Raw genomic sequence first — 23,589 nt, 5'->3', positions numbered from 1 at the left:
GGCGGTAGCGCTCGAAGAAGAAAAAACAGCCTGATCGTAAACATCAAGTTAACGCGACTTTCTTTCGGACAACCTTCAGCGCGAAATGATTGGTTACAGAGCGCCACCATGAAAACAATCGTGCCGGGCTGGCTGGCAGCCACGGCTTCGATCGGACTAAGGCCTCGGCGACCGGTGCCGAATACTCGGAAACCACCAGTCACCTCAGGCATGCCCCGCGGCTCAATTACCCCGGTAGGTCGAGAAACCGTATGGGCTGAGCAGCAGCGGGATGTGGTAGTGCGGCACGGTACCGTCCACCTCGAAGATCACCGGGACCTCCGGGAAGAAGCTCGCCGTGTCGTGTGCCTCGAACCAGTCACCGGTTTTGAAGGTGACACGGTAGGTGCCTTTTTCCAGCGCCTTGTCTTGTGGGTACAGCGCCGTGATGCGGCCCTGCTGGTTGGTAACGCCATCGCTCAGCGCTGCCCACTGGTTACCGTTCTGCTTTTCCAGGGTGACCTTTACATCGGGCGACGGCAGGCCATCGTTGAGGTTGAGCACATGCACGCTGAGCGGGTTGTCGGCCGCCATGGCGAGGCTGGAAAGACCGGCGAGGACGAGGCTGGCGCAAAGGGTTTTCAAAGAAGTCATGGTGTTTCTCCGATCAGGATTTGGACGGCAGCAGTTGAGCGATCGCCTGGGTGGCGCATGCTTCGTCTGTTTCGGCGCCGCCGGCACCGGCTACGCCGATGGCACCAATCACCTCATCGCCGACCCGCAGCGGAACGCCGCCGCCAAGTAGCAGCAATCCGTCGAAGGTGTTGAGATTGGCGGCGTCCGGGTTGTTACGCGCACGCTCACCGAACAGGCGGGTGGGCGTCTTGCTCGACAGTGCGGTATAGGCCTTGCGCTGTGCCGCGATGGTGTTGTGCGGACCGACATTGTCATCGCGCTGTAGCGCGACGAGGTTGCCGCCGCGATCGACCACTGCCACAGCGGCGGTACGGCCGTCGGCATGGCAGGCGGCCATGGTCGAGTCGAGCAGGGCGTTGGCCAGTTGCAGCGATACGTTCTGCTGGTTAACGGGTTGTGGCGTGGCGGCCAGCGCCTGGGCATTGGCAAGCGCCAGGCCGAGCAGCGACAGGGGAACAATGCGCATCGGTTTCTCCTCAATGGGCTCCGTGGAGCAGGTGGCGCCATCCTGTGCTGGCGGCCCCGTCAAACCCATTGCCGGTGGATTACGTATTTGTAATGGGATAAACGCACTGGCCGGCCTAGCCTATGCGCCTCGCCCGGGAGGTACAGATGCGCATACTGGTGGTGGAAGACGAATTCAAGACAGCCGACTACCTGCGCAAGGGCTTGAGTGAATCCGGCTATCTGGTGGAGGTCGCGCTCAATGGTCTGGACGGCCAGCACCTGATTCAGGAGAGCGAGTTCGATCTGATCATTCTCGACGTCATGCTGCCCGGCATCGACGGCTGGCAGCTGTTGCAAATCGTGCGGCGCAACGCGCAGACGCCGGTGCTTTTTCTCACCGCACGCGATGCCGTGGAGGATCGGGTCAAGGGCCTTGAGCTCGGCGCTGATGATTACCTGGTGAAGCCGTTTTCCTATGCCGAGCTGCTGGCGCGGGTGCGCACCTTGCTGCGCCGCGGGCCGCCGCGCGAGGTCGAGCATTTCAGAGTGGCCGATCTGGAGCTGGACCTGCTGCGCCGTCGCGTCAGCCGCAACGGCGAGCGGCTGACGCTGACCAACAAGGAGTTCGCGCTGCTGCATCTGCTGCTCAGCCGCGAAGGCGAGGTGCTGTCGCGAGCGCAGATCGCTTCGCAGGTCTGGCAGATGAATTTCGACAGCGACACCAATGTGGTGGATGTCGCCATTCGCCGTCTGCGCGCCAAGGTGGACGACCCCTACCAGCCCAAGCTGATCCATACCGTTCGCGGCATGGGTTACCTGCTGGAGGCACCGGAATGAGCCTGATGCCACGCTCGTTGAGCCTGCGGCTGGCGCTGATGTTCGCGGTGGTCAGCACGGCACTGCTGGGGGCAATCGGTTTTTACCTGTACCAGTCACTGGAGCGCGAGATCGCCTGGCGCGACGATCAGGCCTTGCTGGGTCGGCTGGAGCGCATGCGAGCCCTGCTCGATGACAGCGATAGCATCGAGGCATTGCGTGAGCGGCCCCAGCTCTACGCCAACATGCTCGGCAATCGGGACAACCTGCTCTGGGTGCTGGGAGAGGGCGGCCAGCCGCTGATCGAGATCAACCCCGTTCAGTTGGCGATCCCGCAGCTGCCGCTTGAGGCGCAGCCGCAACTCGATGACCTTGACGACAAGGCGCGCCTGGCCTGGGTGCATATCGAGCGGGCGGAGGGCGGTCTGACGCTGATTGCCGGCAAATTGCTGGCCGAACGTGAGCAGATGCTTGCGGCGTACCGCCTGAAACTCTGGCTGGCGTTGGTAGTCGGCGCGCTGCTGGCGTTTCTCTTGGGTTGGCTGGTGAGCGAGCGTGGGCTACGGCCGGTGCGTCAGCTGACCCGCCGCGCGCTGGCGATCGACGTCCAGCACCTGCACCTGCGAATCGACGATTGCGCCGAGTTGAGCGAGCTGCGCGCCTTGAGCGATGCACTGAACGAGATGCTTGCGCGGCTGGAGGCGGGTTTCACCCAGCTGTCGCGGTTCTCCGAGGACCTGGCGCACGAGATGCGTACCCCGCTGAGCAACCTGATGGGGCAGACCCAACAGGCGCTGCGCCGGGTGCGTTCGCTGGAGGACTACCAGAGCCTACTGGCATCAAACCAGGAGGAGTACGAGCGCTTGGCGCGCATGATCAACAACATGCTGTTCCTTGCACGTACCGAACAGGCAAACGAACAGGTCGGCCCGGAGGAGATCGATCTGGCCGAAGCGGTGGAGCAGCTCGGCGACTATTTCGAAGGCATTGCCGAAGAGCACGGCATGCGCCTGCACAATGAGGCAACCGGCAAGCTGCGCGCCGATCCCGAGCTGCTGCGCCGGGCACTGGCCAACCTGATCGCCAATGCGCTGCGCTACGGCGAGGCGGGGACGGCCGTAACCGTGGCCAGCCAATGCACGGGCGATCGAATCGTGATCAGCGTCGCCAACAAGGGGCCGGCGATTCCTCCAGAGCACCTGCCGCGCCTGTTCGACCGCTTTTATCGGTGCGATCCGTCCCGTGCCGAGCCGGGCGACTCTGGCGGGCTGGGACTGGCAATAGTGCGCTCGATCATGCAGCTGCATGGCGGTGAGGTGCGGGTGACAAGCGACGCATCAGGCACCAGCTTCAGCTTGTCTTTTCCTCGTTGAGCGCGGCTTCCACCGGGCGGCCCGGCTGAACCTTTGTCGAAACGGCACAGTCGACTTAACAGGTTGGCCGTGTTTGTTCCGGCCCGTTCAAAAGCCCTTAGGAGGACTCTTCATGGATACCAAAGACACCATTTCCGTACTCAACGATCTCATCGAAACCAGCAAGGACGGTGAGAAGGGTTTTCGCGAGTGCGCTGAGGATCTGAAGAATCCGCAGCTGAAGACCACCATGAACCAGCGTGCCCAGGATTGCGCCACGGCGGCCGCCGAGCTGCAGCAGTTGGTACGCACCCTGGGTGGCGACCCAGAAACCACTACCAGCACTGCAGGTGATATGCACCGCCGCTGGGTTGACCTCAAGACGATGGTCACCGGCAAGGACGACGAAGCCATTCTCAACGAGTGCGAGCGTGGCGAAGATGTCGCCCTCAAGAGCTACCGCAAGGCGCTGGAAAAAGACCTGCCGATGGATGTGCGTTCGGTCGTCGAGCGCCAGATGCAGGGCGTGCAGCGCAACCATGATCAGGTCAAAGCACTGCGCGACGCCGAACGCGCCCGCAGCTGATTGATCGATGCAGTGAAGAACGCCGGCCATAGTGCCGGCGTTCCTGTTTCCGGGACCTCGCTGTGGCTAGCGGTGCAGTTCAGCCAAGCTGCTAAGCTTCATCCCTTCGTGCATCAGGGAGCTGGCTGCTCATGAACTCTTTCGTATCACCGTCGGATGGCGATACCAGCGCCCAGCGTGCCGAGCTGGCGCGGTTGGTCGAGGGTGCCGTCAGCGGCGACGGGATGCACCCGACCGCTATCGAGCCGCTGCATCTGATCCGCTGCGCAAAGCCTGGCGAGATGACCTACGGGCTGCACAAGCCCGCGTTGTGCGTCATCGTGCAGGGCGGCAAGGAGGTGCGCCTGGCCGACGAGCTGTATCGCTACGACCCGCTGCACTATCTGGTGGTGTCGGTGACGTTGCCGGTCGCCGGCTGCGTCATTCGGGCGTCCAGCGATGAGCCTTACATCTGCATTCGGCTGGACATCGATCCGTCGCTGATTGCCGGGCTGGTCGCTGAGGCCAGCCTGCCACCGACGCCGAAGGACACCGAGGGACGTGGCCTCTATCTGGACCGTATCGACGCGCCGCTGCTGGATGCCACGCTTCGGCTGGTGCGCCTGCTGAGCAATCCGAATGATATTCCGGTCCTGGCGCCTCTGGCCTTGCGCGAGATTTTCTACCGCCTGCTCTGCGGCCCGCAGGGGCATCATCTGCAGGCGGTGGCGCTGCAGGGGAGTCAGTCGCACCGGGTCAACGATGCTATCGAATGGCTCAATCACAACTATGTCGAGCCGCTGCGCATCGAGGAGCTGGCGCGACGGGTCAATCTCAGCAGCTCCAGCCTGCATCATCGATTCAAGGCACTGACGGCCATGAGTCCGCTGCAGTACCAGAAGCAGCTTCGCCTGCAGGAAGCCCGCCGGTTGTTGGTGGCCGAAGGGTTGGAAGTGTCGGCTGCTGGGTACCGGGTCGGCTACGAGAGCCCATCCCAATTCAGCCGCGAATACAGTCGGCTGTTCGGTGCCTCCCCGGTCAAGGATCTGGCCCGCCTGCGCAACAGCGCCTGATCTCAACGCGCCGAGTCGTGTCCTCTGCTGGGCTTGATCTCGAAGGCAATCGACCAGTTGTAGAGCGGGTAGGGCTTATCCACCAGCGCTTCAATATTGGCTTCGTCCGGCATGCCTTCATCGGGCAGGTATTCGTAATTGGCGTCCGCAACGGTGGGGTCACTGTCATGCAGTTCACCGGCGCCGCCTGTCGCATGGCTGGCATAGCGAATCGTCGGGATGCCCACCAGATCGCGGCCAACCACCAGGCGCAACACGGTATCAGCGGCGGCTTCGATGTTTTCCACCGGTACCTTGCCCTTGTCATCGGTGATGACGAAACCGTAGTTCTCGATCATTTGCGCCTTGTGCCCCAGATAGGGCTCGCTGAAGGCCAGCGGCGGATGTGGGACGTGGAAGTCCATCAGGATTTCACGGCCTTCGACCGTCGCGTGCAGCGGTGATAGCGGTTGCCAGCCGCGCTGCTCGACTACCACTTGATGGAACACCTTGCCTAGCATCTGGCCGAACCAGCGGTAGCCATTGGCCGACAGATGCGTGCCTTTGTCGACGTAGGGATAGACGGGGCCGGCCAGGTACCAGTTGGGCTCTTCCTTCGCCAGCTCCCACTGCGCAAGGCCGATGTCCAGGCTGCCATCGACGACCGATGTCTTGGCGTCGGTCTGGTAGCTGATGAACGCGGGCATCCGCTCCTGGCCGATGGCCTTGGCTGTGTCCTCGTTCAGGTCGTTGCGCAATTGACGCAGCATCTTCTTGTAGGTGGCCTTGTCGTTGACGCCGCCCTGTACCTCGGCATAGTCGTATTCGCCTTGCAGCCAGAACAGGGCGCTGAGGTTGTAGCTGGCGTCATCGGCCTGTGCGACCTGCCGGGCGTGATCCACCGCTTGGAGCACGCGCTTGTATTCGTGGGTGCCGCCGACCTTGGACAGCTGAGCAATGGAACGGCCGGAGGTGGCGGCGTTACTGGCGACGAGCAAATGCTCCGGGTCGGCCTCGATGCCTTTGCTATCGAGATAGAGCCGTCGGGCCATGTTCAATGCGCCGACTTCCACCGACTCGCCTTCTTCCTGGGCTTTTTCTTCCAGCTGCGCAACGGCGTCGGCATCGAGCAGAACCTTCGGGTCGCGTTTGAGTTGCACCACCGCCTGGAGCGGCTTGAACGCGGCGCCGCCGACCGGGACGAAGCGATCGCCGCTAAAGGTGGCCGAGCGCGTCGAATCTCCCAGCATGAGGTTGTCATAGCCCGGCTGTTTGGATAGCGCAGGCCAGCCCTCGGCAGCCGATGCCAGCGACTGGCCGAAAGTGATGACGTGGTTGTACTTCGCATCGAGGGCCGGCGGCTGATGCTTGGGCTGCTCGATCATTTCCTGGCTCCAGCGCTTGTTCTGGGCATCGCGCGCAGCGATGGCCGGTTCATCGGCGTGGGCTAGCAGTGGGGCGCCTGAAAGCAGGAGGCCGGTAAAAGCGGCATAAACGATCGGATTTCTAGGGAGCATGATGGCTCGGCGGGACTGGTTGGAAGCAAAGGGCATCGATCGGGTCCTTGTGATTGAAGCGCAAACGAGCGCGATGCAAGGGGGTACGGGAGCTTGCGGCGTACCTTAAACGCAGGGCTGGCGTTTCGACGACCTGGGAGGCGCTTAGTTCTGGAGGGATGTGCAAGCCATCAAGACGATACACGTCGCGAGCAGTGGGGCAGCGCGGATCAACAGGCTTTCAAAGCGACAAGCCGGTCGATGACCGGAGTGCGCGTTCGGAGAGGACCAATAACACGATTCGCGAGCAAGCTCGCTCCTACACCAGGCATGCTGCCGTCGTCCGGGAAACGGCGTTCGTCCACGGCATGCGCCAAGGCAGAACGATCAGGCCTCGATGACTTCGACTGCGCTCTTGAGCGCCGCAGCCAGCTCTTCCAGCCGATAGGGTTTTGCCAACACCTGCACGCCTTCGGCTTCGGCCGATTGTTTGATCGCTTCGGCGTAACCACTGGTGAGCAGCACGGGCACGCCGAATTGACGCGCACGGATTTCGCGGGCCAGGTCCAGCCCGTTCATGCCGCCGGGCATCATCACGTCGGAGAACACCACATCGACCTCGCGCTCATTGGCGAGCGCACCCAGCGCTGCCGCCGCGCTGGCGGCGTAGGTCACTTCGTAGCCAAGGTGTTCGAGCATCTCGCCGACCAGCGCCGCTACCTCTTCATCGTCATCCACCAGCAGTACGTTGCCGGCCGAACGCCGGGCCGGTTCGTCCACCGGTGGCTGATCCTTGGTGGGGTTCGGCAGGTTCACCGAGCGCGGCAGCAGCATCACGACGCTGGTGCCCTGGCCGCATTCGGAATCGATCCACACCGTGCCGCCGGATTGACGTGCGAAACCATAGACCTGCGCCAATCCGAGGCCCGAACCCTTGCCAATTTCCTTGGTGGTGAAAAACGGGTCGAAGACCCGGTTGCGAACGTCATCAGGTATGCCGACGCCCGAATCGATGACCGCCAGGCGAACGAAATCGCCCCTGCGACCGAGCACTTGCTGATCTGGCGCGTTGCAGGCCTGCAGAAGAATCGAGCCGCCCTCAGGCATGGCATCACGCGCATTGACGGCAAGGTTGAGGATGACCAGCTCCAGCTCCCCTGGGTCGACTTCCACGGGCCAGAGATCGGGCGCGAACTCTTCCTTGACGTGCACGTCGCCGCGCAGGCTACGGTCGAGCAGCTCGCGCATCTGGCTGATCCGCTGAGCCAGATCGACAGCCTCGGGCGCCAGGGATTGACGGCGGGAAAAGGCCAGTAATTGGCGGGTCAGCGCGGAGCCACGCTGGGCGGCTTGGCGCATACCATCCATGAGGCGCTTGCGTCGCTCCATGTCGTCGCGGCGGTCGAGCATGTCGAGCCCGCCGGAGATGACCATCAACAGGTTGTTGAAGTCATGTGCGATGCCGCCGGTAAGCTGGCCGATCGCTTCGATCTTCTGCGTTTGCCGCAGGGTTTCTTCGATGTGCGCGCGCTCGGCCATCTGCGTGCGCAATTCGAGGTTGGTGCGTTCCAGCTCGCTGGTGCGTTCGACCACCAGTGCTTCGAGCTCCTGCGACGCCCGTTCGCGAGCCTCGATCAAGGCGCGCACTTCGTACTGGCGCAGCCGTCCGCGTACCGCGGCCTGCACGGCACTGGTCAGGGTGATGCTCTGCACTGGACGTTCGAGCAGCGAAACATTGCGCAGCGCCGCGACCATGCGTTGCCGCCAGGCGGCAACGGCGGGTTGCTGGTGCTTGCTGGTGAGGACCACGAAAGGAAAATCCGACCAGGGCGGTTGTCGATCGACCCAGTCGGATAGTGCTTGAAGGTCATGGCCGAACAGGCCTTCCTCAGCGATGAACACGGCAGACGCGTCGGTTTCGGCGCGTTGCAGCACTTCATCGACGCCGTGACAGACCATCGCATCCATGCCGCTGCGGCGTAGCAGCTCGGCTGTGGCCGGGCCATCCCGGCCAATGGGGGCATAGACAACGATCCGCGGATGCTCTGATTTAGTGGGCGTTGTCATGCTCGTCTGTCAGTAGCTGAGTCGCATCACCGGTGTATTCCGGTGTGCCCGATAGAATGCCGCTGAAGTGACTCAACGGTGGCCCGACCTGAACGCCGCTGGCGCTGAGGCGGTACTCGCGAACGGTGTTCTCATGCCGCCCGCTGCGCTTTTTGACAACAGACAAGGCCCTGCGAACGATACCGGCGTGCTCGAAGTAGCGCAGCATGATAACCGCATCGCTGAGATAGCTGATATCGATGGGCGTATCCATCGGGCCCACCAGGCCATGCTGGGCCAGCACCATGATGCTGATCACACCTTTCTGCCCTAGGTAGCTCAGCAGCTCGTGCATTTGCAGGATCAGAAAACGGCCGTCCGGCATCGCATGCAGGTAGCCGTTGAGGCTGTCCAGAATCACCAGCCGCGAGCCTTGCTCTTCCACACCGCGCCTCACGGCTGCGGTGAATTCGCCGGGCGACAGCTCGGCCGGGTCGACCTGTTGCAAATGCAGCAGGCCCTGCTCGACCCACGGCTCGACGTCGAGACCCAACGAGCGTCCACGTGCCATTAAGGTGCCGATATTTTCGTCAAAGACGAAAAAGGACACCTGCTCACCGCGCTTGCACGCTGCGACCGCAAAGCTCAATGCCAATGAAGACTTTCCGACACCGGCAGCACCCACGAACAGGGCATTGGTGCCCCGCTCCAGTCCGCCGCCGAGCATGGTGTCCAGCGCTGCATTCCCGCAGGAAGCCGCTTCGCCGATGTAATTCGAATGATGCTCTGAGGCGATCAGCCGAGGGAAGATTTGCAACCCGCCCTTGCGTATGACGAAGTCGTGATAGCCACCGCGGAACTGGATACCGCGCATCTTCACGACGCGCAGACGCCGCCGCTCCGCGCCATAGTCGATGGCCAACTGTTCCAGCATGACCACGCCGTGTGAGATCGAGTGCAGCTGCAGGTCGCCCAGTTCGGAGGTCTGGTCATCCAGCAGAATCACGGTGCAACGGCGCGTGGTGAAGAAGTGCTTGAGCGCCAATACCTGGCGCCGATAGCGCAGCGGGCTCTGCGCCAGCAGGCGCATTTCCGACAGGCTGTCGAAGATCACTCGGGTCGGATTGGTTTGTCTTACGCGGTCGAAGACTTGTTGAGTGGTTTCGCTCAGCTCCATCTCTGCCGGGTGCAGCACCGTTAGCTCGAGCTCTGGGTCGAGGCTGTCTTCCGGGGTAACGAGCTCGAATACGTCGACACCCTCGAGCGACCAGCCGTGACGCTTGGCGACCAACTCCAGCTCCTGCTTGGTCTCCGACAGGGTGACGTAGAGTACGCGCTCACCCTGGCGGACGCCCTCGAGCAGAAACTGCATGGCGATGGTGGTTTTGCCAGCGCCCGGGCTGCCTTCATAAAGGTACATGCGATTGGCATCGAGGCCGCCGCCGAGGATGTCGTCCAGGCCTTCGCTGCCGGTGGAAATACGTGGGAGTTCGTCGTCCGCGTTGAAGGAAAGATCACTTGAATCGGTCATTCCGTACTCCTTACGCAGGCTTCTATTTCAAAGGAAGCCGCGTTGGTTGTTCCTGCCGGCCAAGTCCCCGAATCCAGGCAAGGCCATGCGGAACACGCCCGTAAAATGCCTGGTAGGCGGGTCGGGCAAAAAACCTCTCGAACGATCGTCAGAGGCGTGCCGAGCGAGCTTATTACAGCTGTTCGGCGGACGATAGCCGAGGGGCGTAGTCAGCTAATCCGACTCGCTTTTCCGCGGCCCGTTCCGTGTCAGGCTCTTTGCCAGCTGCGCTCAGGAGGGCTTTTCATGCGGGTAATGGCCTGCCACGCCACCGGTCGCTGGCGTTTCGCCAGTTGCTCCGAACGGGCTACTGACGTGTTGATGATGTAACAGGTTGCAACCATTGCCCCTTGGTTCACCTGGGCGGCTGCTCCATGATCATCCTTTGCCTGTGACAGGTAGCCTGCATGTCTCGTTTCTCTCGCCCATCGACGTCAGCGCTGGGGCGCTTCCTCAACCTTGGTGGCACTGGCGCCCGGATAGCAGGCAATCTGCTGGTGCAGCGCATCACACCCGGCAAGGCGCGTATCGACTGGGAGCCGGTCGGCTCATTGCTCGGCGAGACGCTAGGGCAGATGAAGGGCCCGGTGCTCAAGCTCGGCCAACAGGCTTCGCAATGGCAGGACGTGTTGCCCCAGCCGATAAGCGCGGCGCTGTCTCGTCTACAGAACCAGGTTCCATCGCTGCCGTTCGCCTCGCTAGAGTCCTACCTGCAGCGTCTCTATGAAGGGCAGCTGTACGAGCTATTCGAAGCCATCGAACCCCAACCCGCTGCGGCGGCGTCACTGGGGCAGGTACACCGCGCACGTGATCGGCAGGGGCGGGCGCTGATCATGAAGATCCAGTATCCAGGCATTCGCGGCATCTGCGACGCTGACCTTCGACAGTTGCGTCGCTTGATGCCGCTGGGGCGGCTATTCGGGACGCCCTCGACGCGACTCGAATCCGTCTACCGTGAGCTGCAGCGCGCCATCGACCAGGAGCTCGACTACGAGGCCGAGCGCAACAACCTCGAGCGCTTTCGCCAGCATTTCAGCAACTGGCCTGGCCTGCGCATCCCGTATGCCGTCCCAGCATTGTGCCGCCCGGGCGTGCTGGTGCTGGAGGAAGTGCCGGGGCGCTCAATGAACGAGGTCGACCAGGCGGCCCTCGAGGTCCGGCAACAGCTGGCCGAAGCGCTGTGCGACTGGCTTGCCGAGCAGGCGTTCGGCCTGGGACTGCTGCACGCGGACCCGCACCCAGGCAATCTCGCCTGGACCGAGACCGGGGAACTGGTGGTCTACGACTTCGGCAGCGTCGTGCCGCTGCCGGAGCGCTTGCTGCGTGCTTATGTACAGATCTTCGACGCCCTGCGCGGTCCCTCCAGCGAGGCGCTGGAGGCGGGCTTCCAGGCACTCGGAGGGCGCCAGCCCGGCAGCGCGCCGCCGCATAGCCTGTATCGACGCATCCATTTGCTGCTGCATCCGCTGCTGCAACCGGGCGCGGAATGGGATTTCCGCGGCGCGTCCCTGCATCAGCAGCTGGTCGAGCTCTCGCCTTTGCTGATGTCCGCACTCGGCAGTCTGCAACCGGCGTCCGGTACGCTACTGGTCAATCGAACGCTGGAAGGGCATTACTGGAACCTCTACCGGCTCGGCGCCTGTCTGCCGGTGGCCGACCTGCTGGCGAAGCACATCGAGCAATGGCGCACCGGTTTGCCCAACAAATCAGGCTAAGCGCTCACCCTAAAGTCGGCCCCGACCATTCCAATCAGGCCTGATCGCGGCCAGAGGCAAACAGGATGCAGATGGATTCTTTCCCCGAGGGATATCGCGCGCTGGTCATCGGTGCCTCTGGCGGCATCGGTGCTGCGCTGGTCGAAACGTTACGGGCGGACCCGCGTTGCGCCTCGGTAACCGAACTGGCGCGCTCAACCACACCGCCGCTGGACCTAACCGACCCCACCAGCATCGGACAGACCGCGGCGGAGGTAGCCGGGCAGGGCCCGTTCCACCTCATCATCAATGCGGCCGGCGTGCTGCACAACGACGCTTTCATGCCGGAAAAGCGCCTCGCCGACCTCGATCACCAGCAGCTGCTCGATACCTTTCAGGTGAACACCTTCGGCCCCGCGCTGTTGCTGCGGCACTTCTGCCCGCTGCTCGACCGCCAGCGCGGTGTATTGGCCATGCTCTCAGCCAAGGTCGGCAGTATCGGCGACAACCGCCTCGGCGGCTGGTACAGCTACCGCGCTTCCAAGGCCGCGCTGAACATGCTGATCAAGACGGCTGCCATCGAGGTCAAGCGCAGCCAGCCGAATGCCGTGTTGCTGGCGCTGCACCCTGGCACCGTTAACTCCCGCCTTTCACAACCTTTCCGCGGCAGCGAAATAGGCCGGCCTGCCAGCGAGGCGGCCGATGACCTGCTGCGCGTCATCGACGGGCTGGGGCCGGAGGCCAGTGGTGGGTTTTATGCGTATAGCGGAGAGGCGTTGCCGTGGTAATCACTGCTTGTCGGGGCGAGCCGGGAAGGGGCTGCCGTTCTGCTGAAGACAGATATATGTCTGCTCGGGTCTGATGGGCGGGCGGCTGCTTTAGGTCAAAGCAGACAAATCATCCTGCACCACCACCACATTAGCAGCGCCAAATTTCAAGCAGGAGCGTGACGACTTAACTTCGCGGAACATCTTGCGTGCAGGGTTCAAGAATCTGCAAGAAGCCAGCGCTACCGTTGAGCGCCACGGGACATATGCCGAGGCAGCCAGCGAAGGCAAAGTATGCAGCTACCATCCGCCTGATCCAGGATCCGCGCATATATCAGGAAAATACTATGTATACAAAGGTCAACATGGGATTGGCGGTCGGATTTGAGTATATTCGCTTCGAGGGAACCGCAGCGCACAGATAAACCCCGGCACACGCGAACATAAGACAGGCTTTGGCAGATGGATCTATACAAGCAGGTGCTGTTCGCACTTATGTTTCTGCTGGCAGTGGAACAGACATGTGCCGCATCACAGTTGGTAATTGACCAGGGCCCAGTCGAACTGACCGACTTTAATATGGGCTACCTCGTCGATCCTTCGCGTACCCTAACTTTTGAGCAGGCCAGAACCCAGCCGTTCAAGGAAACCAGCAACCGGACCTCCTTGGGCACTGATGCGCGGGTTGCCTGGTACCGGCTGGCTCTGAAGAATGCATCGAGCGCGGATCAAAAGCTGTTTGTCCATCTGCCACACGCCTACCATCTACGCTCAGTCAGTATTTATCAGGAGCGAGACGGCGAGCTGCTGCGGCACGAAGTGCTAGACCTGAACCAAACTGCCGGTTCCGATTTGATGTATCGCGGGACTGTAGTTTTCCCTCTGACGCTGGCGGCGCACCAGTCCACCACGCTCTACGTGCGCAGCTTCTCTTATTCGCATCAGTGGTTTGCAGTCGAAATCTTTGATGAACAAGCCTCGCGCCTAGCACTGGTCAGTATAAACACCGATATAGCCCTGATGGTCGGAATGCTACTCGCGCTAGTGCTTTACAACGCGTTGCTATATTTCGCTACCAGTAATCGGGAAAATATTTACTACTCGCTGTATCTGATTTCCGGACTGACTTGGATTGCACTGTCCTACGGCCTGATCGCCAGTGTGTTCAACGGATATGGTGACGCCGTTTTCCAGCTGAACATGTCACTAATCACAATGCCGATCTTCCTGCTGCTATTCATGATGGCTATCTTCGAAACCAAATTGTTCTACCCGACCGAGCACCGTTTTTTACAGGGATTGATTGCACTCCTAACAGCGACCCTTGTCTGGTCCGTATTCGATATCTCCGCTGCGCTCAAACCGGCGAGCAGCTTGGCGGCGCTTATGATGCTGGTCACCTTTTCGGTCAGCATCTCGCTGTACCGTAAGGGCCATCCGCTCGTGAAGTATTTCTTGGTCGGTCATAGCTTCTTCGTACTGTTCAACATCCTCGCCGTGCTCACCTATAAGGGGCTACTTTCGCCGAGTTACGTAAGCAGCCACGGGGTGGGTATCGGTATCGTGCTCGAAGCGCTGACCCTGGCATTCATCATCTCTCACCGTATCAAGCTGCTTGAAGACATGCGTGCCTCCCAGGAGGACCTGAAGAAGCAGGCCGCCACCGATCCGCTAACCAAGTTGTATAACCGACGGTTCTTTTTCCCAGAATCAGACTATTTGCTGGAGTTGGCCAGACAGACCCGCACTCCGATGTCGATCGTGACCCTGGATATAGACCACTTCAAGCGCATCAACGACTCCCACGGCCATGCCTGTGGTGACAAGGTCATCATGTATCTGGCGAAAACACTGAAAGAGGAAAGTCGCACTGTTGACCTTGTTGCTCGTTTGGGCGGCGAAGAGTTTGTCGTCCTGCTGCCAGGTGCCAACCTGTTGGAAGCCAGCCAGTGTGCTGAGCGTATCCGTCTTGCAGTGCAGGCGCTGGAAGTCACTGTCAGCATAGGCGAGAACATTCAGGTAACGGCAAGCATTGGTGTCGCGGAGATCAATATCGAGCAAGAGAGTATTGAAACCGCGCTGGGGCGCGCCGACAGGGCGCTGTACGACGCCAAGAAAAGCGGGCGCAATCGCGTGTGCCAAGCAGAGCCCGTTGTGATGTCCGGCGTCCAGACGTTGGCTGATCAAGTAACCGTTTGAATTAGGCGGTGCTCTGTACCCTTTAAATTGAGTAAAGGCGCTACGTCTCCGCATAGTGGAGTCACTATTGGCTGTATATCCATACAGATAAATCTTGCTTCAGGCATCACCGCTGCGCATGCTGTGCGTTATCGACGATTGACCTAGTGACGACCCGATGCGGCTGTTTCTCTGCGAAAAACCTTCCCAGGCCAAGGACATTGCCCAGGTGCTTGGTGCCACCCGGCGTGGAGATGGCTGCTGGGTAGGCGCGGGCGTTACCGTCACCTGGTGCATAGGCCACTTGCTGGAAACCGCGCCGCCAGACAGCTATGACGCGCGGTACAAACGCTGGGTGCTGGCGGATCTGCCCATCGTGCCCGAGCGCTGGAAGATGCAGGTCAAGCCCAAGACCGCGAGCCAGTACAAGGCGGTCAAGCGGCTGCTGGGCGAAGCGAGCGAGCTGGTCATTGCCACTGATGCCGACCGCGAAGGCGAAATGATCGCGCGAGAGCTGGTCGAGCATTGCCGGTATCGCGGGCCGATTCAGCGGCTGTGGCTGTCGGCACTGGACGATGCCTCAATTCGCAAGGCTCTCGGGGGACTGCGCGCAGGCGCGGATACCTTCAATCTGTATCAGTCGGCGCTGGGCCGTTCGCGGGCGGACTGGCTGATCGGCATGAACATGAGCCGGTTGTTCACGTTGCTCGGACAGCAGTCCGGCTATCAGGGCGTGCTGCCAGTGGGCCGCGTGCAGACACCAACGCTGCGGCTGGTAGTCGATCGCGATCGCAGCATTGCCGGCTTCGTGCCGCTGCCATTCTGGGCCATCGATGTGCAGCTGCTGGGTGATGGGGTGCCGTTCACCGCGCAATGGCGAGCAGCGGACGATCGCTGCGATGATCAGGGCCGCTGCCTCGACCAGCACCTTGCGCAGCGGGCAGCAGAGGCCATGCGTCAGGCGGGGGAGGCGAGGCTGCAGAAACTCAAGACCGAGCGTATGCGAGAAGCGCCACCACTGCCGTTCGATCTCGGAACGCTTCAGGAAATCTGTTCGAAAAAGCTCGGGCTGGGCGCTCAGGAAACCCTTGATATCGCCCAGTCACTTTACGAAACCTACAAGCTGATCACCTACCCGCGCAGCGATTGCGGCTATCTGCCGTTGAGCCAGCACAGCGAGGCGCCCGCGATTCTTGCAGCGCTGGCCGGGGCTGACTCGACACTGGCCGCGCTCAAGCCGCATCTGGATCCGCGGCGCAAGTCGCGCGCCTGGAATGACGCCAAGGTAGGCGCGCACCACGGCATCATCCCTACCGCGGCGGCGCGCTCGCTGGAGCGGCTGGCAGGCAAGCCGCGTGCCGTCTACACGCTGATTCGCGCTCGTTACCTGGCGCAGTTTCTGCCGAGCCACGAATACGACCGTACGCAGGCTGACTTCGATTGCGCCGGCGAGGCGCTGCGAGCGGTGGGCAAGCAAGTTGTCGAACCGGGCTGGAAACGCGCCTTGCCTGAAGCGCTTGCGGCCAGCCGTGGGCGACACGTTGATGCGGCGAATGCGTCCGCGCAAAGCTTGCCGGTGTTGCAACAGGGGCAGGTGTATCCGGTGGCTGATATCGTGCTCAAGGACCTCTGGACCCAGCCGCCCAAACCCTTCACCGAAGGCGACCTGATCAAGGCAATGAAGAACGTGGCCAAGCTGGTGGATGATCCCAAGCTGAAACAAAAGCTCAAGGACACCACTGGTATTGGCACCGAGGCGACCCGCGCGGGGATCATCCAAGGCTTGCTCGACCGTGGCTACCTGACCAAACAGGGCAAGGCGTTGGCCGCAACCCCAGCAGCCTTCAGCCTGATCGACGCCGTACCGCGCGCCATCGCCGACCCCGGCACCACTGCGATATGGGAACAGGCCCTGGATATGGTGCAGAGCGGTGAGATGAGCCTGGAAGAGTTCGTCAGCAAACAATCGGCGTGGATGAGCAAGCAGGTGGAGCGCTGCAAGGGCGTTCGCTTGAATATCACTGGGCCGGCGATGCCTGGCGGGCGCGGCGCACCCTGGAAAAAGCGCAAGGGCGCTGGACGCAAAACGGCGCCGCGAAAGGGCCGGGCGGCCAGATCACCGAGCCCGGCGTGAGGCTCAACCAGCGTCAGGCCAGAGACTGCAGCAGGTAGTAGCAGCCGCTACCCAGCACGGCTATCATGATCAGGCCCAGCCGTGTTGCCACGGCGATGCCCGCGACCAGTGCCAACGCAACCCCGGCAGCCAATGGCGCCTTGGTGGCCTCGCTATAGAGGATGTACACGGCAAAGTTGATAAACACGGCGGTTGGTAGTACGCGTTCGAGTAGCCGCCGGGTTGTGTCGGTCAGGTCGATGCTGACGAATACCGGCAGGATGCGGACCAGGCAGCTGGTGGCGAATAGGGCCGCGATAGCCAGCAGTACGGAAGTCGTCATGCGCGCACCTTCGAAAGCACAAAAGTGGCGAGCAGCACGCTGGGGATCCAGAAATACAGCGGACCTAGTAGCAGGATCAGCAGCACGGCGAGTGCTGCACAGAGCAACACTGCCAACAAAAGGCGCGCTTTGCCTGCATCAAACTGTGGCAGCCGAGCACGCAACTGGCTGATCGAGAGATACATCAACACCACGCTTGCTGGAAACCCGAGGTTCAGGTCGGCGTCGAGCCAGGCTGAAGGGATCAGGCGACCCATCAAGGCGCCCGCCACTCCGGCGATCACCCAGGTCAGGAAAAGGCTGCCGCGGATCATCGCCAGCTGAGCCCAGGAGTCCTGTTCGCGCTCGCTGGCATAAGCCTCGTCGCCGAGCATGTGAGCCAGCAGCGCGCGTGGTGCCCGGCTCCTGGGCAGGCGCGCTGCCGAGACGTAGGCAATCGGCAGATAACGACTGTTGATCGAGGCGGTGAGCAGCAACATCGTGAGGAACCCGGCGCCGGAATCAGCCAGTGGTAAAACGGCAAACTGTCCGCTTCCGGTAAAACCCAGCAGGCCGATCAGGGCGACGTCGAGCGGGCTCCAGTCCGAGCGTCCGGCCAGCACGCCGAACAACAGGCTGACCGGGATGATTGCCAGCGCAGCGGGCGCGACCCGGCGCAAGGCGTCGAAGGGGCGGTATGCGGTGGCTTCCATCTATTGCTGTCCTTTTGCTCGCGCCATGGTGCGCTTGTCGCACCGAGCGAAGCAGTCTAAACCGGCGCTCTGCTTGTAGTCTCTCCAGCGACTGTCCAGAAACAGGGCTTGCTTAAACTGCCATCGGCTCAGCAGCGCCAGCGGTTCGCGATTAGAATGCGCGCGCCTTTTTCGAGACGACCGATCATGCAGCCCGACGCCCTCGCTACCCTCCAGCAGCACCTCACCCAAGCCCTGACCCAGGTGCCCGACGAAACCCGACGGATATTTCACGGGCGAGGGCGCTGCTGGGCCGGGCTTGAGCACGTCACGGCGGACTGGCTGCAAGGGGTGGTGTTGGTCTCGCTGTTTCGCGAGCCGGCCGCATCGGAATTGGATGCACTGGTCGAGATGCTTTCTGTCCTGACGAGAGGTCAGGCCTGGAAGACGAGCGGGGCGCATACGCTTTTGCTGCAACACCGCTATCTGCCGGATAGCCACATGCAACAGTTGCTGGGCGAGCCTATCGAGGAATGGCTGATCAGCGAGAACGGCCTGCGCTACAAGCTTGACCTGGGCATCAAGCAAAATAACGGGCTGTTTCTCGACATGCGTTACGGCAGGCGCTGGGTTCAGCAGCAAACCGCCGGCAAGCGCGTGCTCAATCTTTTCGCCTACACCTGCGGCTTTTCCGTCGCTGCGATCGCGGGTGGCGCTGAGCATGTAGTCAACCTCGACATGGCACGCGCCGCGTTGAGTCGCGGGCGGGACAACCATCGGCTCAACGACCATGACCTGAGTCGGGTCAGTTTCCTTGGCCATGAGCTGTTCAAATCCTGGGGCAAGGTGAAAAAGACCGGCCCCTACGACCTGGTGATCATCGACCCGCCGTCTTTCCAGAAGGGCAGCTTTGCGCTGAGCCGCGATTATCAGAAGATCCTCAGGCGTCTGCCCGAGCTGCTCACCGAAAGCGGGACGGTGCTGGCCTGCATTAATGATCCGGACACCGGACCAGATTTTCTCATTCAGGGCATGGCGGCCGAAGCGCCGGAGCTGATGTTTCAGGAGCGCCTGGAAAACCCGCCGGAGTTCCCCGACATCAGCCCCGACAGTGGTCTCAAGGCATTGGTTTTCACCCGCAGCCAGCCCTAGACGCAGCAGTTCCTGCGAGCGCGGAAGTGACCAGAGTATTGCTTACCTAGCCCGCTGCGAACTGCACGTTTTGCACGCATTGGACCTGTGCTCTCATTGCCGGCGGTGGCTTTGCGCGGAGGCGAATCAGGACGTGAAGAGGGGAGCATTTTGCTGTCAATCCGGCGGGACGGCAGTTAGTCAGCAGTATCGAGTATAGGTAACCGGCGCGAGCGACCCTGTCTGAGAGACCGTCCAGATGAAGCTCTGGCGACAGACAGCCAGGCCGTGGCACAGACGAGAAATAGTTACGCTGCTCGAAAGATCAATTTTTTAACGCCAGATTGAAACGAAACTGCCGGCACAGGGCCGGCAGTTTTGCCTGTGGCGGTATTAGTGTTGCGTGACGATTGCCATGTTGCTGAGGCCGGTCTGGCTGATCAGAGCGTTGTTGCCAAAACCACTCTGGACGGCCAATGCCTCGTTTCCTACGCCATTCTGCGCAACCGTAGCCCGAAGGTTGTCGCCATACTGGGAGACGGTGGCATCGTTGCCGTAACCGAACTGGTTGACGTCGGCGAGGTTGTATTTACCGTCCTGGACGATATCGACGTCATTGTTGGCGACGCTGCTGGAGCCGGTGATGCGGTTGCCAGTCCCTTCCTGTACGGCGGCAAGTGTGTTGCCGATACCTGACTGATCGAAGTCTAGCGAGTTGCTCCGGCCCTGCTGATCGACGGTAGCGTCGTTATAGCCACCGCGCTGATCGACAGTGGCGATTTGGTCGCGGCCGTCCTGGTCGATCAAGGCAGCGTTGCCCACCCCATACTGGCTGGCGTTTGCGATGTTGCCCTTTTCCTTCTGAGCCACATCGGCTTGGTTTTCGTTACCTTGCTGGTATACGAATGCATTCTGACTGCTGCCGCTTTGGTAGACAGTCAGGTCGTTGTAGTCACCTCTTGAATAGGTATAGGCCTCCTGGCTTGAACCTGTCTGACTTACGTAGGCATCGTTGCCGGTGCCGACCTGCTCGACTTCGGCGACCGAGCCAACACTCCATTTCTGGACGACCTTGGCATCGTTCTGTCCACCCCGCTGATCAACCAGGGCACGATCGCTGGAGCTGAAGGACTGGCTGACGGTCGCGTCGTTGGAGTCGCCGTTTTGGTACAGAGCGGTTTTGCTGTCACTGGCTGCGAACTGGTAGCTGGCCGCAGCGTTGCCGTCTCCTTTTTGTTTGATGAAGGCTTCAACGCCATAGGTGCCGTTCTGTTCGGTATTGGCAACGTTGTGGCTTCCATCCTGGCGCTGGTCGGCGCTGCTGTACACCACGGCACGCTGGCTGACACTGGCGTTGTTGCGATGGCCGTCCTGCGATTGCACAGAGCTGCTGTTTACAGACAGGTTCTGGGCGACGTCCGCCTCGTTGAAGCTGCCGTCCTGGGTTTGCATGGCTGAGGAGTAAGAGGACCGGGTCTGCTCGACCATTGCGTCGTTGCCCCAGCCGCTCTGCACCTGTTTGGCCATGTTGGAACTGCCGAAGCTCTGGGCTACCTCGGCAACATTGTTTACACCGTTCTGGCGCTGTTCGGACGTGTGATCGGCGGCCATAGCCTGAGCGGCGGCAACGGTCAGCAGGGCAGCTACAAGGGGTTTGATCTTGAACATTGTTGTATCTCCATGGAATGTTTTCAGCGGTACTTCCTGGTGGTGCTTTTTCAGCGGTACTGGCGGACCAGCACGCTCAGACCCTGGCCATGCTGCGTAACGCTGCTGCTATGCCCGGTGCCGGTCTGTTCGATCAGCGCGTTGTTGTATGCGCCGTATTGCTCAATACGGGCCTGGTTGTAGCTGCCCGATTGAACAATCGATCCCTGGTTGTGGCTGCCGTACTGCTCGATGGATGCATCGAGCGCGTGGCCGCTCTGGAGGATATAGGCCTCCAGTGCGTTGCCGGTTTGTGTGATGTCCCCGCTCAGGCTGTCCCCGGCTTGAGCGATGAGCGCTAGGTTGCTGCTGGGGAGGCCGGTTTCGGCATGCGCCAGTGTGGCGGCGTGAGGTCGCAAGAAGGCGACTTCATTAGGCGCCAGATCGGCCAAGGTCGAAAGGCCGGCGGCCTGGAGGGCAGAGCAGCTGAATGCTGTCAGTATCAGCGGCAGCAGCGCTTTGCGAGCAATCCTTTGCGCGTCGAACATCAGTCATCCCTGGTTAAGTCGCGGTAAGTCATCCTGATCTAAACCGCGATTTAACAAATCCATCTAACGGCTGAAACCGCTTCGTTTGCTAGGGGTTGGCCGGCGTGCTGAGATACTTGGCCAACTGAGCGTCGACTGCCGGCGTGCTGTCGGCGGTTTGCCACAGACGACGGTCGACACCCTGAGCGATGAGGTGGGCGACGGCCGCCTCGATGGCTGACAGCACGCAGAGCTGCGCCGGCTCGTTGGTGGTGTAGCCGGCCTCGGCTTCGAGCAGTTCCTTGAATTCGATGAACTTGTAGACGTTGGCGCTGCGTCCGATGGAGTAGATGGTTTTGGTGGTCATCACGTTGGATAGCACCTGACCACTGCGTACATCGATGGCGCGCAGATTGACTGTGACCTGATCGACCCGGTATTCCTGCGATACCCCAATACCCAGATAGCGAGCACCTTGCCCGCCACTGCGCACGTTGGTTTCGTAGGCGACGATGGCGCCTTCCATGATGATGTTGGCGGCCAGCAGCGAGGGCAGTTCGGATTGAATGTTTGGCGCCACGTCCGGTTTGGCTTGCGAAGCCCGAATGATCTTACGCTCGGTCAGCACGTTCTGCAGACCCTCACGCTCAAGCACGATGAACCAGCCGCTGGCCTGCATGGCATCGACCAGCATGCTTGCTGCGCCCTGGGTTACTGCTGTTGAGAAGGAGGAGGCCGGGCTGGGCTTGTACTGCCCGGTCTGGTCGCGAAAGCCGTAGACCGCTGCCACGAGTGGGCCTCGCGGGCGGGGCAGCTCAAGTAGATCTTGGTAGGTCGAGGTACGCGGCGTGAGTGTTGGGGTTTCCTGGTCTGCCGACATTGGCTCGCGTACGGCGCAGCCTTGTAGAACAGCCATCATCCCGATGGCTACAAATAGGCTTCTCATGGCCTTTCTCTCCCTGGTTATTGCCCAATGATGATTTCTGAGATTTCACCGGTCACTCGATCGGTAATTTCGACGATCAGTAAGCCAGCATCGCCGTTGTAGGCCCGAACGAAGAAGTCCGTGGTCGTGAGCGAACCGGTTTCGCCTGCTTGCGCGTCCCTAAGCAGCTCACTCAGCAGGCTTGATTCCAGCTGACTGGTAAGGCGCTCCAGATCTGAAGGCCGCTCATAAATGGAGCGGTCGATCGCATCCGGATCCTTCTTGTCGTTCTGCGCCTGGGCGCTGCCCAGCAGCCACGCACCGTTGAGGGGGCTGCCGCCAAACGATGGATTGACGGGGGTATAGACCAGTTCGGTGGCACTGAGGCCGGAGCTAAGCAGCAATCCGGCCAGGAAGACGCCGGTGATTTTTTGTTGTGGCCGGTTCATAACTCATCCTTCGCGAGGTCAATGGTGTCTTCGAATAGTGCTTCGACTTTCCTACGGTTTATCTCTTGCAGCACGAAATCCGCCGCTTCATAGGCGGTTTGCTCCATGTCACTGACGTTTGGTTGCAAAAAGCGGCGATACAGCGGCTGATTGTTCTGCTCCACCCAGACGAGAATTCCCCAGCGCGCCGAGGGGCGTTCCTTGACGGCCAGGTTGAAATCCAGCGCGCTGGTGTCGTTCAGACGTTCACAGAATTTGCGGTAGAACTCCTGTCCGGATCGGGAAACCGTGTTGTTGGTGATGAATCCCTTCAGTTCGGCTTCATCGGCACAGGCCTGGATGCTGAACAGCAGCAGCAGGCCTAGGCACGCCGCCCTCATATACCGGACTCGCCGACGTGCCCCAGCACGAGCGACGCGCCCTGCGCGCGGTTGGACGCGCCCAGCTTGCCCAAGGCGTTATGGATATGACTCTTGATCGTATGGGTGCTCAGATGTAGGGATTCGGCGATTTCAGAGTTCGAAAGGCCTTTTCCGGCAAGCGCCAGGATTTGTTTCTCCCGTACCGACAAGTCGTCGATGGCGCGCGAAGCGTGGGTCAGCTGACGGTAGCGGCCCAATAGCTTCTCCATCAACGCTCGGGGTAACCAGTCGCCGCCCTCAAGGATGACGCCGACGCCGCGGCTGAAGTTGGTGCGACTGGCGTTCGGGTAGAACACACCTTTGATCCACGGGTGCTGAACCAGCAAGCGACGGGCCTGATCGACCGGGGCATTGACCAGCGCCGTCGGCGTATCCCGCAATTGACGAAGCAGGCGCAGGCATTCCTCGTGTGCAAAGCTGCAGACATCGAGTAGAACCAGATCGGCGTCGGTAATCCCTGAACGGAACATGTTGCTGCGAGTGAGGCGAGCCTGTGGGCAGCCCTGTAAATGCTGATGGAGCAGGGCGTCCAGTTCCTCGCTGTCAGACAGCAGGGCAAGACGAGTGGACGAGGCGACGAGCACCGCAGTGGCTTCATCGAACATACGCATATCCTTTGCAATGAGATCTATCTAGGAGCGCCCGTGATCCTCGCGGGACTGGCGCTTTGACATTGTGTGAAGAAAGGTAGTTCAGAGAGGTG

22 protein-coding genes are annotated in these 23,589 nt (G+C 61.1%); 9 read left to right on the top strand and 13 right to left on the bottom strand.

All coding sequences use genetic code 11. The annotated features are described in order from the left end of the window. Positions 1 to 222: 222 nt before the first annotated feature. Complete coding sequence (uraH, locus tag ALTERO38_RS14330) at positions 223 to 633, bottom strand: hydroxyisourate hydrolase (protein WP_159968786.1); 411 nt, start codon at positions 631 to 633, stop codon at positions 223 to 225. Positions 634 to 646: 13 nt separating this feature from the next. Then, entirely contained in the window at positions 647 to 1,141 is a 495-nt protein-coding gene (locus tag ALTERO38_RS14325) for a heme-binding protein (RefSeq protein ID WP_148926601.1), read from the bottom strand. A gap of 146 nt (positions 1,142 to 1,287) precedes the next feature. On the opposite strand from ALTERO38_RS14325, the gene ALTERO38_RS14320 reads away from it, so the two are divergent. The 4 genes from ALTERO38_RS14320 to ALTERO38_RS14305 all read left to right on the top strand — a co-directional run bounded on the left by ALTERO38_RS14320 (position 1,288) and on the right by ALTERO38_RS14305 (position 4,928). Continuing rightward, positions 1,288 to 1,959, top strand: a complete 672-nt coding sequence (locus tag ALTERO38_RS14320) for a heavy metal response regulator transcription factor (RefSeq protein ID WP_019342290.1) — start codon at positions 1,288 to 1,290, stop codon at positions 1,957 to 1,959. Continuing rightward, positions 1,956 to 3,311 (top strand): heavy metal sensor histidine kinase, encoded by a 1,356-nt coding sequence (locus ALTERO38_RS14315; protein WP_159968785.1) that lies wholly within the window; start codon positions 1,956 to 1,958, stop codon positions 3,309 to 3,311. The genes ALTERO38_RS14320 and ALTERO38_RS14315 overlap by 4 nt, the downstream gene beginning before the upstream one ends. Positions 3,312 to 3,423: 112 nt before the next feature. After that, on the top strand, positions 3,424 to 3,876 hold the full coding sequence (locus ALTERO38_RS14310; RefSeq protein WP_102835820.1) for a PA2169 family four-helix-bundle protein: 453 nt from the start codon (positions 3,424 to 3,426) through the stop codon (positions 3,874 to 3,876). 131 nt (positions 3,877 to 4,007) lie between these two features. Next, positions 4,008 to 4,928: an AraC family transcriptional regulator gene (locus ALTERO38_RS14305; protein ID WP_159968784.1), complete on the top strand. Its 921-nt coding sequence runs from the start codon at positions 4,008 to 4,010 to the stop codon at positions 4,926 to 4,928. 2 nt (positions 4,929 to 4,930) lie between these two features. Here ALTERO38_RS14305 and ALTERO38_RS14300 read toward each other — a convergent pair whose 3' ends face one another. From ALTERO38_RS14300 to ALTERO38_RS14290, 3 genes are all read right to left on the bottom strand, one after another. Further along, on the bottom strand, positions 4,931 to 6,424 hold the full coding sequence (locus ALTERO38_RS14300) for a sialate O-acetylesterase (protein WP_372239421.1): 1,494 nt from the start codon (positions 6,422 to 6,424) through the stop codon (positions 4,931 to 4,933). 366 nt (positions 6,425 to 6,790) lie between these two features. After that, positions 6,791 to 8,470, bottom strand: coding sequence for a response regulator (locus tag ALTERO38_RS14295; protein ID WP_102835823.1), 1,680 nt, complete (start codon positions 8,468 to 8,470; stop codon positions 6,791 to 6,793). Beyond that, positions 8,454 to 9,980, bottom strand: a complete 1,527-nt coding sequence (locus tag ALTERO38_RS14290; RefSeq protein WP_159968782.1) for an ATPase domain-containing protein — start codon at positions 9,978 to 9,980, stop codon at positions 8,454 to 8,456. The genes ALTERO38_RS14295 and ALTERO38_RS14290 overlap by 17 nt, the downstream gene beginning before the upstream one ends. 446 nt (positions 9,981 to 10,426) lie before the next feature. On the opposite strand from ALTERO38_RS14290, the gene ALTERO38_RS14285 reads away from it, so the two are divergent. From ALTERO38_RS14285 to ALTERO38_RS14270, 4 genes are all read left to right on the top strand, one after another. Then, positions 10,427 to 11,734 (top strand): AarF/ABC1/UbiB kinase family protein, encoded by a 1,308-nt coding sequence (locus ALTERO38_RS14285; RefSeq protein WP_159968781.1) that lies wholly within the window; start codon positions 10,427 to 10,429, stop codon positions 11,732 to 11,734. Between the two features lie 65 nt (positions 11,735 to 11,799). Continuing rightward, the gene (locus ALTERO38_RS14280; protein WP_159968780.1) at positions 11,800 to 12,501 is read left to right on the top strand and encodes an SDR family NAD(P)-dependent oxidoreductase; all 702 of its coding nucleotides are present in this window, start codon (positions 11,800 to 11,802) and stop codon (positions 12,499 to 12,501) included. A 441-nt stretch (positions 12,502 to 12,942) separates the two neighbouring features. Beyond that, the gene (locus ALTERO38_RS14275; protein WP_159968779.1) at positions 12,943 to 14,679 is read left to right on the top strand and encodes a diguanylate cyclase; all 1,737 of its coding nucleotides are present in this window, start codon (positions 12,943 to 12,945) and stop codon (positions 14,677 to 14,679) included. A 157-nt stretch (positions 14,680 to 14,836) separates the two neighbouring features. Then, positions 14,837 to 16,792, top strand: coding sequence for a DNA topoisomerase III (locus tag ALTERO38_RS14270; protein ID WP_159968778.1), 1,956 nt, complete (start codon positions 14,837 to 14,839; stop codon positions 16,790 to 16,792). Positions 16,793 to 16,805: 13 nt separating this feature from the next. Here ALTERO38_RS14270 and ALTERO38_RS14265 read toward each other — a convergent pair whose 3' ends face one another. Together ALTERO38_RS14265 and ALTERO38_RS14260 are read right to left on the bottom strand one after the other, a co-directional pair. Beyond that, positions 16,806 to 17,114: a hypothetical protein gene (locus ALTERO38_RS14265; RefSeq protein ID WP_159968777.1), complete on the bottom strand. Its 309-nt coding sequence runs from the start codon at positions 17,112 to 17,114 to the stop codon at positions 16,806 to 16,808. Further along, positions 17,111 to 17,806: an AzlC family ABC transporter permease gene (locus ALTERO38_RS14260; RefSeq protein WP_159968776.1), complete on the bottom strand. Its 696-nt coding sequence runs from the start codon at positions 17,804 to 17,806 to the stop codon at positions 17,111 to 17,113. Before ALTERO38_RS14260 ends, ALTERO38_RS14265 begins: the two co-directional genes overlap by 4 nt. A gap of 186 nt (positions 17,807 to 17,992) precedes the next feature. Here ALTERO38_RS14260 and ALTERO38_RS14255 point away from each other — a divergent pair, with 186 nt between their 5' ends. Beyond that, positions 17,993 to 18,937, top strand: a complete 945-nt coding sequence (locus ALTERO38_RS14255; protein ID WP_159968775.1) for a class I SAM-dependent methyltransferase — start codon at positions 17,993 to 17,995, stop codon at positions 18,935 to 18,937. Between the two features lie 372 nt (positions 18,938 to 19,309). Here the strand turns inward: ALTERO38_RS14255 and ALTERO38_RS14250 are convergent, their stop codons facing one another. The 6 genes from ALTERO38_RS14250 to ALTERO38_RS14225 all read right to left on the bottom strand — a co-directional run bounded on the left by ALTERO38_RS14250 (position 19,310) and on the right by ALTERO38_RS14225 (position 23,491). After that, complete coding sequence (locus ALTERO38_RS14250; RefSeq protein ID WP_159968774.1) at positions 19,310 to 20,584, bottom strand: hypothetical protein; 1,275 nt, start codon at positions 20,582 to 20,584, stop codon at positions 19,310 to 19,312. Positions 20,585 to 20,634: 50 nt separating this feature from the next. Next, the gene (locus ALTERO38_RS14245; protein WP_159968773.1) at positions 20,635 to 21,111 is read right to left on the bottom strand and encodes a curli production assembly protein CsgB; all 477 of its coding nucleotides are present in this window, start codon (positions 21,109 to 21,111) and stop codon (positions 20,635 to 20,637) included. Positions 21,112 to 21,199: 88 nt separating this feature from the next. Further along, positions 21,200 to 22,036 (bottom strand): CsgG/HfaB family protein, encoded by an 837-nt coding sequence (locus tag ALTERO38_RS14240; protein ID WP_102835835.1) that lies wholly within the window; start codon positions 22,034 to 22,036, stop codon positions 21,200 to 21,202. A 17-nt stretch (positions 22,037 to 22,053) separates the two neighbouring features. Beyond that, complete coding sequence (locus tag ALTERO38_RS14235; protein WP_102835836.1) at positions 22,054 to 22,464, bottom strand: curli assembly protein CsgF; 411 nt, start codon at positions 22,462 to 22,464, stop codon at positions 22,054 to 22,056. Then, positions 22,461 to 22,844 carry a curli production assembly/transport protein CsgE gene (gene csgE / locus ALTERO38_RS14230; RefSeq protein ID WP_148926585.1) on the bottom strand — a complete coding sequence of 128 codons (384 nt, stop codon included), beginning with the start codon at positions 22,842 to 22,844 and terminating at the stop codon, positions 22,461 to 22,463. The genes ALTERO38_RS14235 and csgE overlap by 4 nt, the downstream gene beginning before the upstream one ends. Then, positions 22,841 to 23,491 (bottom strand): response regulator transcription factor, encoded by a 651-nt coding sequence (locus tag ALTERO38_RS14225; protein ID WP_159968772.1) that lies wholly within the window; start codon positions 23,489 to 23,491, stop codon positions 22,841 to 22,843. The genes csgE and ALTERO38_RS14225 overlap by 4 nt, the downstream gene beginning before the upstream one ends. Positions 23,492 to 23,589 lie beyond the last annotated feature (98 nt).

Source organism: Pseudomonas sp. 9Ag (assembly GCF_902506445.1).
GTDB lineage: Bacteria > Pseudomonadota > Gammaproteobacteria > Pseudomonadales > Pseudomonadaceae > Stutzerimonas > Stutzerimonas stutzeri_AB.
This window is presented reverse-complemented; position numbering and strand designations above follow the sequence as displayed.